Source organism: Aeoliella straminimaris (assembly GCF_024054565.1).
Taxonomy (GTDB): Bacteria; Planctomycetota; Planctomycetia; order Pirellulales; family Lacipirellulaceae; genus Aeoliella; species Aeoliella straminimaris.
Window position 1 is genome coordinate 76,577 of sequence record NZ_JAMXLR010000024.1, and the last position, 12,787, is coordinate 89,363.

10 protein-coding genes and 1 pseudogene are annotated in these 12,787 nt (G+C 59.6%); 7 read left to right on the plus strand and 4 right to left on the minus strand.

Annotation, left to right across the window (positions count from 1 at the left end; all coding sequences use genetic code 11):
• The first annotated feature begins 114 nt into the window (after positions 1–114).
• The 6 genes from NG895_RS06025 (at position 115) to NG895_RS06050 (ending at position 6,127) form a co-directional block, all read left to right on the plus strand.
• Positions 115–477, plus strand: a complete 363-nt coding sequence (locus tag NG895_RS06025) for a cupin domain-containing protein (protein WP_252851564.1) — start codon at positions 115–117, stop codon at positions 475–477.
• Positions 478–592: 115 nt separating this feature from the next.
• On the plus strand, positions 593–1,408 hold the full coding sequence (locus tag NG895_RS06030; protein ID WP_252851565.1) for a DUF480 domain-containing protein: 816 nt from the start codon (positions 593–595) through the stop codon (positions 1,406–1,408).
• Positions 1,409–1,796: 388 nt separating this feature from the next.
• On the plus strand, positions 1,797–2,849 hold the full coding sequence (locus NG895_RS06035) for a bile acid:sodium symporter (RefSeq protein WP_252851566.1): 1,053 nt from the start codon (positions 1,797–1,799) through the stop codon (positions 2,847–2,849).
• 125 nt (positions 2,850–2,974) lie between these two features.
• Positions 2,975–4,480 carry an MATE family efflux transporter gene (locus NG895_RS06040; protein WP_252851567.1) on the plus strand — a complete coding sequence of 502 codons (1,506 nt, stop codon included), beginning with the start codon at positions 2,975–2,977 and terminating at the stop codon, positions 4,478–4,480.
• Between the two features lie 328 nt (positions 4,481–4,808).
• Complete coding sequence (locus NG895_RS06045; protein WP_252851568.1) at positions 4,809–5,954, plus strand: WD40 repeat domain-containing protein; 1,146 nt, start codon at positions 4,809–4,811, stop codon at positions 5,952–5,954.
• A gap of 2 nt (positions 5,955–5,956) precedes the next feature.
• Positions 5,957–6,127, plus strand: a complete 171-nt coding sequence (locus tag NG895_RS06050; RefSeq protein ID WP_252851569.1) for a PEP-CTERM sorting domain-containing protein — start codon at positions 5,957–5,959, stop codon at positions 6,125–6,127.
• A gap of 4 nt (positions 6,128–6,131) precedes the next feature.
• Here the strand turns inward: NG895_RS06050 and NG895_RS06055 are convergent, their stop codons facing one another.
• The 3 genes and pseudogenes from NG895_RS06055 to NG895_RS30825 all read right to left on the minus strand — a co-directional run.
• Entirely contained in the window at positions 6,132–8,456 is a 2,325-nt protein-coding gene (locus NG895_RS06055) for an arylsulfatase (RefSeq protein ID WP_252851570.1), read from the minus strand.
• 80 nt (positions 8,457–8,536) lie between these two features.
• Positions 8,537–9,565 carry an alkaline phosphatase family protein gene (locus tag NG895_RS30820; protein WP_425267208.1) on the minus strand — a complete coding sequence of 343 codons (1,029 nt, stop codon included), beginning with the start codon at positions 9,563–9,565 and terminating at the stop codon, positions 8,537–8,539.
• A pseudogene (locus NG895_RS30825) lies at positions 9,545–10,905 on the minus strand (sulfatase-like hydrolase/transferase); the annotation flags it as partial. The pseudogene NG895_RS30825 and the gene NG895_RS30820, both read right to left, overlap by 21 nt.
• 361 nt (positions 10,906–11,266) lie before the next feature.
• On the opposite strand from NG895_RS30825, the gene NG895_RS06070 reads away from it, so the two are divergent.
• A complete protein-coding gene (locus NG895_RS06070; protein ID WP_252851573.1) occupies positions 11,267–11,758 on the plus strand; it encodes a DinB family protein in 492 nt (163 codons plus the stop codon).
• A gap of 67 nt (positions 11,759–11,825) precedes the next feature.
• Here the strand turns inward: NG895_RS06070 and NG895_RS06075 are convergent, their stop codons facing one another.
• The gene (locus tag NG895_RS06075; protein WP_252851574.1) at positions 11,826–12,731 is read right to left on the minus strand and encodes an ATP-grasp domain-containing protein; all 906 of its coding nucleotides are present in this window, start codon (positions 12,729–12,731) and stop codon (positions 11,826–11,828) included.
• Positions 12,732–12,787 lie beyond the last annotated feature (56 nt).

Here is a 12,787-nt window from a genome sequence, read left to right on the forward strand (position 1 = left end):
AGGTGCGCTACAATCGACAAGAAGACAGGTTTGTATCTTTCGTCCCCGCGCGGAGGGTCCGAGTCCGTACCAATAGGTCCAATCGTCCCTCATTCAACTCCGAGAAAGTACCACATGCCACGTCTCATCGAATCGCCCACTCGCGTCGAAGCCGTTGGCACTCCACCGAAGACTATCGAAGAGTTTGTCGGCCGTGTGAACAGTGGCGACGCCAATATGAGTATGGCGTTGATGAACAGCCCCGCGGGGTGGTCGGAGCCAGGGCAGACGCCCGAGTTTGCCGAGTACACGCTGGTGCTGCTTGGAGAATTGGTCGTCGAGACTCAGGCGGAAACGTTCCGCGTGGCGGCTGGCCAGGCGATTGTGGTCGACGCTGGCGAGTGGGTCCGCTACAGCACGCCAGGCAAGCAAGGGGCCCAGTATGTGGCCATCTGTTTGCCGGCGTTCTCGACCGAGACCGTTCACCGCGACGAGTAGCCTTAAGTGTGTTGGTGGGTGGGCGACCAGGTCACCGCGTTGCTCGCCTGTGCGGCCCCCGGTAGAATGCATGGTTTGGATTGCACCCCCCGGGCCCGTGTAAGGATATGCCGCGATGAGTGAAGAAGTTGCCACGATGCCGAAGTGGACTCAGCTCGAAGCTTTGGAGCGGCGGGTGTTGGGCGTCCTGGTGGAGAAAGCCAAGACCACGCCCGACGCCTATCCGTTAACTCTCAAGGGGTTGATCACCGGTTCGAACCAGAAGAGCAATCGCTTTCCCAAAATGGAGGTGGACGAAGACCGCGTGATGGACGCGATCGAAAACCTTCGCAAAGTTGGCGCGGTGTCCATCATTCAGGGTGACGGGCGGGTGGAGAAGTACCGGCACCTGGCCTACGACTGGTTGGACGTGTCGAAGGTGGAACTGGCCGTGATGGCCGAGTTGCTATTGCGCGGGGCACAGACCATTGGCGAACTCCGCGGCCGCGCGGCCCGAATGGAGCCGATCAAAGGCATGGACGAACTGGGGCCGCTGCTCGAGAAACTGCTCGAAAAGTCGCTGGTCGTGTATCTCACCCCGCCGGGACGCGGCGCCGTGGTAACGCACAACTTGTACCAGCCCCGTGAGATGGACAAGGTGCGCCGCGAGTTCGGTGTGTCGATGCCGGGCGATGCCCCCACTGCCGCGCCGGCCAACCCTCCCTCGGCCGCACCGGTGTCGGCCGCACCTCCGGCCCCCCCCACGCCGGCCCCTGCACCCACCGCGGCGGCAGCGCCGATGGGTTCCAGCTCGTCGGCGGAGGTGGCCCGGCTCAGGGAAGAGCTTTCGGAGTTGAAATCGAGTTTGTCGGCGTTTCGCGAAGAAGCCGAGACCAGCATCACCGAGCTGCAGTCGCAGCTTGCCGACCTCAATCGACAACTGGGCAACTAGTTATCTGTCAGAAGTTCGTCTCGACGAAGCGCAAGGGCCGCTTCGAATCGGTCGGCGGGGCCAGCAGCGTGACCTCGGCCGCCCATGTGGGATGCCGCGGAATCGCGATACCTGTAATAATCCCTGGTTTTGCCGACGAAAACCAAGGTGGCGGGGCACGTTTGTCGGCTGCTACACTTGGCAGCAGTTACAATGAGCGACGGTCCGGCAGGTGCGTCGCCGGCATCCTGGCGAACCGCTTTTGACAGACCTTCACAAGAAGCAGCGGCCTGAGAATGAGTTTTCCCTGCCCTCCCTCACCGCCGTAGCGGGCGGAGGATAGACCCGCGGGGCAGGCACGTTTTCAATCCATTTTCAGCCGCCGTAAAGGACCCTCCGGACACGGGCGATGCTCGAGCGTTACACAACTCGCATCAGCGAATCGGTGCGGCATCGTTTGCCGCTGCTGCTGATCCTGTGCTACGCCATCGCCTTGGTATTTCCGGCGCCTGGCCAGGCAATCCGCAGTTGGCAGTTGCCGGAGCAATGGCCCGAGATCGCACGGCCCAGTATGTCGCAACTGCTGGTGGCCGTGCTGTTGTACCTGGCCGCCTTGGGAGTCGACATCCGCCGCGTGCCGATGGTCTTCCGTCAGCCGGCGCTGCTGATCTCCGCCTTGTCGGCGGTGTGGCTGGCGCCGGCGGTCGTTATCCTGTTGGCCTGGTGGACGATGCCGATGGTGATCGACTCCACGGCCGCCTCCACGCTGCTGGTGGGCTTCGCGCTGGTGGCATCGATGCCTGTGGCCAACTCGGCCGCGGCGTGGACCCAGCAGTCGCGCGGCGAGCTGTCCTGGGCGCTGGCACTGGTGGTGCTATCGATTATTGTCTGTCCGTGGATGATTCCCCTGGCCCTCAAGTTATTGGGGCTCACCTTCTCCGATGCGGAGTCGCAGGCGCTCGAGCAACTGACCTCCAGCTTCACGGGGCTCGAGTTCGTCGTCTGGGTGCTCTTGCCCACGGCCGTGGGAGTGATCATGCGTTGGGCGGTCGGCGCCGAACGCGTCGCGCGGCATCGTCAGGCGGTGCTGTTGACCAGTGCCAGCACGCTGCTGCTGCTGAACTACATTAACGCCGCGAGTGCATTGCCGCAGATGGAGGACGACTTCCGCCTGATGTGGCTGCTGATTTGCGTGGTGACCGCGCTGGTGTTGTGCTTCGTCGGTCTGGTCGTGGCGCAAGTGTTGGGCCGAGTGTTTCGAGGCTCGGGCACCACGATTACCGCGCTCGACTACGCCTTGACGATGAAGAACACCGGGCTCGCCCTGGCGCTGGCCAGCAGTGTGCTGGAGGAGCATGCTATCTTGTTGCTGCCGGTGTTCACCATGACGCTGGTGCAGCATTTGTTCGCCGGCGCCCTGCATCGCGGCGTTGTGCAGCGAAACGGACCGGTGGCCGACTAACGACAAATCTCGAGCTTTTTTCAGCGGTCTATTCCTGCCCGTAGCCGAAGCGCGAACCCGCGGCTATTCTGACGTGTCTCACCCCGCACCCAGGACCCGCTTTCTTGCTCGGTGGCTCAGGCGACATGGATACTTTCAGTAACGAGCCGCAGGCGAATCCCTACGAAGGATCGTCCGCCCCGCACGACCCTCACCGTTCGCCTACCGACGAACAAAGCTGGTGGCGTCGACCCGCCGGCGGCCGCGAGGTGCTGCTGGTGGCGCTGCCGCTGGTGATCTCCAGCCTGTCCTGGACCATCATGACGTTTGTCGACCGGGTGCTCCTGAAGTGGGACTCGGGCGACGCCATGACGGCCGCCTTTGCCGCTGGCACCGTGTGGTTTTCTACGCTTTGCCTGCCACTGGGCATTGCCATGTATACCAGCACGTTCGTGTCGCAGTACTTCGGCGCCGGGCGACACGACCGCATTGGCCTGGCCGTGTGGCAGGGCGTATGGATGGCGCTGGCCGTATCGCCCATCATTCTGCTGGCGATTCCACTCGCGCCGGCCATGTTCCGCCTGGCGGATCACACACCCGAGGTGATGGAGCTCGAGCTCATCTACTTCAAGATCCTCTGTTGGGGTGGCCCGGCGATGCTCGTGGGGCAAGCGCTGGCCGCATTCTATAGTGGCCGCGGTAAGACTAGCGTCGTAATGGTGGTCGATACGTCGGTTGCCGTGTTGAATCTGGCGCTCGACTGGGTTTGGATTTTCGGCTACCTCGGCTTCCCCGCCATGGGCATTGCCGGCGCGGCGTGGGCGACCGTCGTGTCGCTGTGGATCAAAGCCGCCATCTACGCTTACCTTGTGCTGCAGCCGCAGCATCGCGAGCAGTTTGGCACCGTCGCCGGACTGCGATTCGATTGGCCGCTATTTATTCGGCAGATCTACTACGGCGGACCGAGCGGCCTTCAGCTTGCGCTCGACATTGTCGGCTTCACCGTGTTCATCGTGCTCATTGGACGACTCGGCATTATCGAAGCCGAGGCCAGCAGCATGGCCTTTTCGGTCAGCACCCTGGCGTTCATGCCGATCTGGGGCATGTCGATGGCCGCCAGTATTCTGGTTGGCCAACACCTGGGCGAAAATCGCGACGACCTGGCCTCCCGCGCCACCTGGACCGCGCTGACCTACGCCCTCTGCTATATGGCGGGCATCTCGGTGCTGTACCTCGCGGTGCCTGACGTTTTCCTGATTTGGTTCTTTGCCGGCGATCGCTCGGGCGAGATGCGCGACCAGGTTCACCCGCTAGCCGTGTCGCTTTTGCGATTCGTGGCGGCGTACAACCTGCTCGACGCGATGGGCATGATGTTCTCCAGCGCCGTCAAAGGCGCCGGCGACACTCGCTTTGTGCTGCGCGTGAGCATGGTAATGGCCACACTGCTGTCGGTGCTCAGTTGGGTGGCCGTCGAATGGCTCGAACTCGGCGTCTACGGCTGCTGGGCCGTCATCACCCTGTGGGTGTGGGTGATGGGCATCGTGTTCCTGCTACGCTTCCTCGGCGGCAAGTGGCGCTCGATGCGCGTGATCGAAGCCGCCCCACCGGACTTGCCGGTGCAGGAACTGGAAACCGAACCAGCGGTGTCTTGAGCCTCGGGGGAATGAACCACAGAGGGCACGGAGAGCACGAAGTGCAAGAGCAATCGACATCACCCTCCCGCTGGCGGGAGGGTCGGGCTCTCAGGCCCGGGGAGGTTATTTGATCTCTCTTTAAGCCGGCAGCCAGTGTATGAATCTAGACTGGCGTGTGCTCTATTGTTCTTTCGTTGTTTCACACTAACTTCATCAATTGGACGCTATAACGACATTGACGTGCGAGTGCCGGTGGTGCTATCAATTGTGAGCAGTCTCCCCAAGAGGAGTGGGTCTGCTCCATCATCTCTGAGCTGACCTGCAAGGATGCACAAGGTAAAAATCTATGCAGAGAATCGCAAAAATTGCAGTTGCTCTACTTTTCTTCGTTGTCTTGTGTCTGTTCGGCAACTGGGGGGCTTTGGCATCTCAATACCCTCTATCGCAGGTTCTTGATGATCCGACGCCGGTCAACTTCATGCAGTTTGGCTACTCTTTGGCGATTGATGGAGAACGCGCTGTGGTTGGGGCACCTGGAGGATGTTTCGGATGTCTCCCTGGCAGATATCCGCAACCAGAGCAAGTGATCGTGTGGGATGTAACCACGGGCAGCGTGCTGAGGACGTTTGAAGGGGGGACCGACACAAGCGGCGCTTTTGGTGCATCTGTGGCGATCAATGGATTTCATGTATTGATCGGTGCACCCCGAAATGGTCCCTACGGACAAAGGGTGGGGCGGGCATTCCTCTTTGATTCTGAGACCGGTGATCTGTTGCACACATTCGATGACCCCACGCCGACGGACGGTGGTGATCACGGAAACTCCTTCGATTTTTTTGGGAACTCCGTGGCAATGGATGAGAAGTACGTTTTAATCGGGGCTCCTAGTGATGATACGAATGGCGATTCCGTAGGCCAGGCACATCTGTTTGACATTACGACTGGCGACTTGCTGCGGACCTTCGACGATCCCACTCCGACCACCGTCGATCTCTTTGGCCACTCAGTGGCTCTCGATGGCGGCCGTGTGCTCATCGGGGCGCCCAACGATCAGACAAACGGACCTTACGTTGGGCAGGCGCATTTGTTCGACGCCACCACCGGCAATTTGCTGCACACCTTCGACGATCCTACAGTGACATCCCGCGATCAATTTGGCGCGTCCGTGTCAATGGATGGCGACCGTATTTTGGTCGGGGCACCCTATGATGACACTTCCGGACCGAATGTCGGACAGGTTCACTTGTTTGATGCCTTGACGGGCATGCTCATTCGGACTTTCGACGACCCCACACCCTACGTAGAAGACAACTTCGGTGGGGCTGTGACGCTCGAAGGCTCCAATGTTTTGGTCGGAAGGTGGTTGAGTCGCACCTGGCCCAACCACAATCCAGGCGAGCTTGGACGCCGCTTTTATTCGATGCGACCAATGGCAGTGTGCTCAATGATTTCGATGATCTTCCTGAAGGGGGTGCAGGTACATGGTCCATAGCTATGGACCAAAAATCTGTACTGATTGGATCGCCCTATCACACGGTGGACGGCATCTGGTCTGGCCAGGCCTACCTTTACACCATCGTTCCCGAGCCAATGTCCATCACGCTAGCAGGCCTCGGTTTTGTAGCCCTCGGATTCGCCGTTTGCCGGCGGCGTTCACGCAGCTAGAGCCCTACTTCACCTCCACCACCACCTTCTCAATCTCGCCGGTGAACTTGAACGGCGGCTTGTAGTCGAACGTCACCGGCTGTCCGGAGTCTTCACCGATTCCAAATGAGTCGAGACCGAATCGAATCCCGACCGTCTCCTCCATCTTTGCCTCGGCCACTTTCTTGCCGCCGACAGACAGAGTGACCGCTGCGGGGCCGCCTGGTTCTTTCCCTTGAAAATCAAAATCGACCGTCACCACTGACTCGCCCGCGGGTAAAGGACCATCCCCTCTGAGGATGGTATGCTTTTCAAAAAAGTTGTAGTCGAACACTGGGACACCGTCGTCCAGATACAGGACGAGCCCGGCAGCCACGCCGCCGAACGCCAGAACCACACCTTCGGTGTCCTCGCCCTCGGTCTTGATGTTCGCGGTCAGCGTCCACGATTTGTTCTTCATCGGCGGTGCCGCGGGTTCCGCGATGCGCGTCGCCCCCGCGGCATACGTGTAGGTCTTGGGATTTTCGACCGAACCCGGGACGGGTGGTTTGGGTTCTGCGAGTCGTCCTGCGCCTCGGTCGTCCAGCGGGTACAGTCCCTTCTTTTCGGCCACCTCGGCGAACAGGGCCTTCAACTCAGCCAGCTTGCCGGGCATTTGCTCTGCCAGGTCATTCGATTCGCTGAAGTCCTCTTTCAGGTTGTACAGTTCCCACTGGTCTTTCTCCCAGTTGCCGGGCGCGTAATCCTGACGCCAGGGGAACGTGTGCTGCGCGTTGGCTTTCCAGCCGTCGTGGTAGATCGAGCGGTTACTGAATACCTCGAAGTATTGCTGGTCGCGGCCTTCGAAATCTGGGTCGCTGAAACTGGCCAGGAACGACTTGCCCGCCAGCGGTTTTTGCTCAAAGCCATTCACCTCTTCGGGCATGGGGATGTGGGCGGCTTCCAGAATCGTCGGCACCACGTCCACCAAGTGCAGGAAAGCGTCGCGCGGCTTGTCGTCCGGCTTGATCCGTGCGGGCCAACTGATGACCATCGGGTTGCGGGTGCCGCCCAGGTGACTGGCAACCTGCTTGACCCACTGGAACGGTGTGTTGCCCGCCCAGGCCCAACCCGTGGGGTAATGGGGTTCCGACTCGGGGCCGCCCAGCTTGTCGATATTCGCGAGGATGTCTTCGATGGAGGTTGTCAGCGAGTTGAATCCTTTGATCTCGTTCAGCGTGCCATCAGCACCTCCTTCGGACGAAGCGCCATTGTCTCCCACGATGTAGATCACCATGGTGTTTTCGGCATCGGGAAGTTCCTTCACGGCGTCCAGCAGTCGACCGATCTCCTGGTCGGTGAACGCGAAGTATCCCGCAAAGTTTTCCATGAAAGCACAGTAGAGTTTCTTTTGCTCGTCGTTCAGAGAGTCCCACTCTGGTACCCAATCCGGGCGCGGAGTCAGCTTCGTGCCCGCGGGAATGATCCCTTGCTCAAGCTGATTCTGGTAAACCATCTCGCGGTACTTTTCCCAGCCCATATCGAACTTGCCCTTGAACTTGTCACGCCATTCTTGGGTCACATGATGCGGGGCGTGCATTGCGCCGGGGGCGAAGTACATGAAGAACGGCTTATTGGGGGCGACCGTTTTGGCGAACTTCATCCGCGCGATGGCCTTGTCGGTCATGTCGGTCATGAAGTGGTAGCCTTCCTCGGGCGACTTCTCTTGCTCGATCGGCGTCGTGTTCTCGTACAGCACGGGATAGAACTGGTGGGTCTCGCCGCCGATAAAGCCATAGAAGTACTCGAAGCCCATGCCGGTCGGCCAGCGATCGAAGGGACCCGCGACCGTGGTCTCCCAGTCGGGCGTGTTGTGATTCTTACCGTACCACCAGGTGTTGTAACCGTTGTCCTTCAATATCTCGCCGATGGTGGCCGTTTCCTTCGGCAGCATCGTCGAGTAGTTAGGGAATCCAGTGGCCCACTCCATCAGGAATCCGTTGCCACACTCATGGTGATTGCGCCCCGTGAGCAGGGCGGCCCGCGATGGTCCACAAATGGCCGTGGTGTGGAAGCGGTTGAACTTGATGCCCTCGCCAGCGAGCTTGTCGAGATGCGGCGTGGGGATCAATCCGCCGAAAGTCGAAGTTTGACCGAAGCCAACATCGTCCAGCAAAATTACGATCACGTTCGGCGCGCCCTCGGGTGCCGAAGGTGGTTCCTGCCAGTCGGATTCCGATTCCTTGTAGGTTTTGCCGATCTTGCCCTCGAACGGCGCAAGCTCCATAGGCAGCTTGGTCCGATCGGGTTCGGCGGAGACCGCCGCAGTCGAGACGATCGTGAATATCAGCAACAGGGCGGAGCGTGACATCGTAAGGACTCCCTTGAATGGTATGTAGAGAGACGCCCCAGAGGGCGTCTCTTGGATGATTGACCAGACAGTTTGATCAACTACTCAACGAGTGCAGTCGTTACACTTTCTATCTCTTGATTGAAGACGAAAGGTGCCTTGTAGTCCTTGCTCACTGCGCCGCCTTCGTCCTCGCCGACACCGACACCGTCGTCCAGGGAGAACATCACGGCGATGGTGTTGGGGATCAGTTTTTCGGCTGCGAGCTTCCCGTTGACATACAGGTAGGCGTGCCCGCCTTTGCCCAAGCCGTTGATGTTCCCTTCCCCTCCCTTGCCATCTTCGTCATAGCGGAACTTGACGGTAATTTCGTTCTCACCCTCTTTGAGTGGGACATCGCTGCTGACCTTTGTGTACTCGTAGCTCAGCCAGTTGTATTCGAAGATGGGCTTCCCATCTTTGACATACAGCGACCAGCCCGCGAAGTTGCCACCTTGCGCGATGATCACCCCGTTGGTGTTGGCCACGTCGTCGGTGTGGATGATCGCGTTGATATCGAAAGACCTGTTCTTGATGTTCAGGAACGAGTTTTCCGGGATGCCCTGGGCGCCGGCATACAGTGTCAGGCTTTTCTTGCCGAACAGTGCATCCGGGCGGCCGGCGGTTTCGGCATTCATGCGCTCCAGGCTTCTGTCGTCGATCGGGTAGACGTGGTACTTCTCCGCCTCCTCGTCAAACAGCTCCTGCATTTCTTTAAGCTTCTCGGGATTTTTCGCGGCTAGATCATTCGCGAGGGCCCAGTCCTTCGTGGTATCGAACAGTTCCCACTTGTCGTTCTGCAGCGTGTTGAAAACCTTGGTGTCCTCCCACAGGGGAAAGTGCACCACGCGGGCCAGCCAGCCATCGTGGTAGATGCCCCGGTTGCCGCCCAGTTCGAAGTATTGCGTTGTGTGCTTGCTTTTGGCGTCGGCATCCTTGAAGGTATCGGCGAAACTGACACCTGCCATGGGGATCTGCTCAACCCCCTCTACGAGGTCGGGTTCCGGCAGGTCGGCCACATCGAGAATCGTCGGCGCCACATCGATAACGTGCGTCCACTGCTCCCGCAGGGATTTTTCCCCCTGCCGGATTCCCTTGGGCCAGCTCACCACCATGCCGTTGCGACTGCCGCCGTAGTCGGATGCCATGCCCTTGTTCCAGGCAAAGGGCGTATCGCCGGCGATGGACCAGCCCGCCGCGTAGTGGCCGAAGCTGTCCTCTCCACCCAGCTCGTCGATGTTCTCTAGCACGAACTGCGGGTCTTCCTCGACGCCGTTGTAGAATGCCAGAGAATTAAGGCTGCCGTTACGGTTGCCCTCGCCGCTCGCGCCGTTATCGCCAACGATGTAGAAGATCAGGGTGTTATCGAACTCGCCGTTTTTCTTCAGCGTTTCGATGATTCGCCCGATCTCATGATCGGTGTGCGCCAGGTAGCCTGCGTAGACCTCCATCTGACGTTCGAAAATCTTCTTCTCGTCAGCGGTTAGGGAGTCCCAGCGCGGGACCCTGTCGGGCATGGGGGGCAAGACGGTGTCCTGGGGAATAATGCCGGCCGCTTTCTGTCGCTCGAACGTCTGCTCCCGCAGTTTATCCCAGCCCATCGAAAACTTGCCTTTAAATCGGTCGATCCATTCCCGCGGAGCCTGGTGAGGCGCGTGTACGGCCCCGGGGGCATAATAGATGAAGAAGGGCTTGTCAGGGTTGTAGCTTTTCTGGAGGTTCAACCACTGAATGGTCTGGTCTGTCATGTCGGTGGTGAAGTGGTACCCCTCCTCTCTTGGCGTCTTGATGCGGGTCATGCCGTCGACAAGCACCGGCTGAAACTGGTCCGTCTCACCACCGAAAAAGCCATAAACCTGTCGAAGCCCACCTGCCCGGGCCACAGCGTCCGGTTGCCGGCCGGGCCCGTTTCCCAGGGCGGGATTTCGTGGTTCTTGCCGAACATCGCCGAGGAATAGCCGTTGTAGCGCAGGATCTTGGGCAGCGCCGCGATGTAGTTTGGGCGCACCCCCGTATTGCCGGGAAAGGTCGTCGACGTCTCGGCGATGGAGCCCATGTTGTTCTGGTGATGGTTCCGCCCCGTCAGCAGCGCCGTACGCGTTGCCGAGCACACCGCCGTGGTGTGGAACTGGTTGTAGACCAAGCCGTCTTCGGCAAGTGCCCCGAGCGTGGGCATGTCCACGGCGCCGCTATAAAGCGATGACTGGCTGAAGCCGACATCATCCAGCAGAAGGATCAGCACGTTGGGTGCGTCCTCGGGCGCGGCCAAGCGCAGCTTTTGACTGGGCCGGTCCACGTTTCGCACATCCAGCTCCGAGTAGGTCGGGGGCTCGACATCCGGAATCGGCAGCTGGGTTCTATCTGGTGTTTGTGCAGCAGCCAGGCAAGGTACCAGTGCTGCGAGGATGGCTAGCGCTATTTTGAAGCGCATAGTTAGAAACCTCCAGAGGTTGAGCTAGATAACTCAGACGAGTAGAGCGGCCTTCGGCCGGCATATGTAGCTTAGCTGTCTTTCTGGTGGTTGAGGACTAGTTAATCCGACAAAAACAGCTGTATCGATAACGTCTTAGCGAACTGGCAAACTGGTACTGTAGGCAGAGGCGACGATTTGCCAACTCCCTGATGGTAACTCGTTACTACGACGGTGGTTGGGGCGACGCCGGCAGGAGCGATTCCGCGGAGTGCATGTAGGTGGCTCAGTGGTCAGTTAGACGGACGCTTACCGGATTTCTAATGATCGGATATGGTTGCATGACGGTAACTATCGCCACTTGTGTTAAGGAATACAGAAGATGAACGCCAATCAGGCCATCGCCGCCACGCTCGATACCAGCAACTTTGTGCTGAACTCCTACTTTAGCGACCTGACGGACGAGGAGTTGATCTCAACACCGGCCGAGGGCTGCAACCCGTTGGCCTGGCAGTTGGGGCATTTGATTACCTCCGAGTGTCGGATGTTGGACATGCTCGTGCCCGGCAGTGCTCCCGAACTGCCCGAAGGCTTCGCCGACAAACACTCCAAGGAGCAGTCTGGCAACCTCGACCTGGCAAATTACTACACCAAGCAGGAGTACCAGGACCTGTTCGAGAAAGTGCACACGGCGAGCAAAGCGGCGCTGGAGAAAGTGACTGAGGATGAGCTCGATGCGCCGGCACCCGAGGCGTTCCGACAGCTGTTTCCCACCACCGGCGCCGTGTGGATTTTGCTTGCCATGCACGGCATGATGCACGCCGGGCAGTTTGTGCCGGTGCGACGGAAGTTGGGAAAGCCGGTGGTGATCTAAATTCAATGACGAATGTCGAAGTACCCAATGACCAATGCCCAAGCATTGGTCATTGGGTACTTGGTCATCATTGTTCCAACCAACGCGCAATCTCCTCGGCCATCACTACCGCGGCCGGTGGATGCAGCCGTAGCCACAGTTCCGGCTCCACGAGTTCCAGTTCCATCACAGCGGCGTGGCCCTCGGCGTCCTGGACCATATCAACGCGTCCGTAGACGGGCAATTCGTCGCAGGCGGCCATGGCCTCGTGGGCCAGTTCGATCTGCTCGGGCGTTGGCGCATACAACTCGACGGTGCCGCCGTGGTCGTCCTGCACGCGGAAGTCGCCCGGCTTGGCTCGCTTGCGTACCGCGTGTGTGTAGCGGCCGCCGAACATCATCAGGGTGTCCTCACCCTGCTCGACGATCGACTGTTTGAAGGGTTGCAGCAGGAACGACTCGTGCTCCAGCAGCGGTGCCAGTACCGCGTCGATTTCTCTAGCGTTCGATGCGTCAACACGATAGGTATGCCGCGCACCGCCCGAGATGCAGGGTTTTACTACGGCCTGCTGCCAACCGGTTTCGTCGAGTAGCGCCGCCAGTTGCACCGAAGTCTCGCGCTCGATGAATCGCGAAGGCACAATCCGCACGCCCCGCTGCTCGAGATCGGCCAGGTAGTGCTTGTCCATGTTCCAATCGAGTGTCGCGGGCGGATTGCAGACCTGGGTAGCCTGCTGCACCCGATCGAGCCACGCCTGGAACTCATCGAAGCGATCGAAGTAGTCCCAAGTCGAGCGAATCACCGCGCAGCGAAACTGCGACCAGTCGACCGACGGATCGCTCCAACTGACCCGCATTGAGGAGAGATCGAGCCGCGCGAGCGCCTCGCTCAGCAGACGATCTTCATCGAGGATGTTTTGCAGATACCAATCGCCCGCGGCCGCCTCGGTGGCGGTATAGCGATCTTCGGTGACGAGGGCGACGAGGGTGGTCATTTATGTTTTGCGAGGTAGCCGGCTTTGTTTTCTGACAGGATCGACCGGATTCAAGT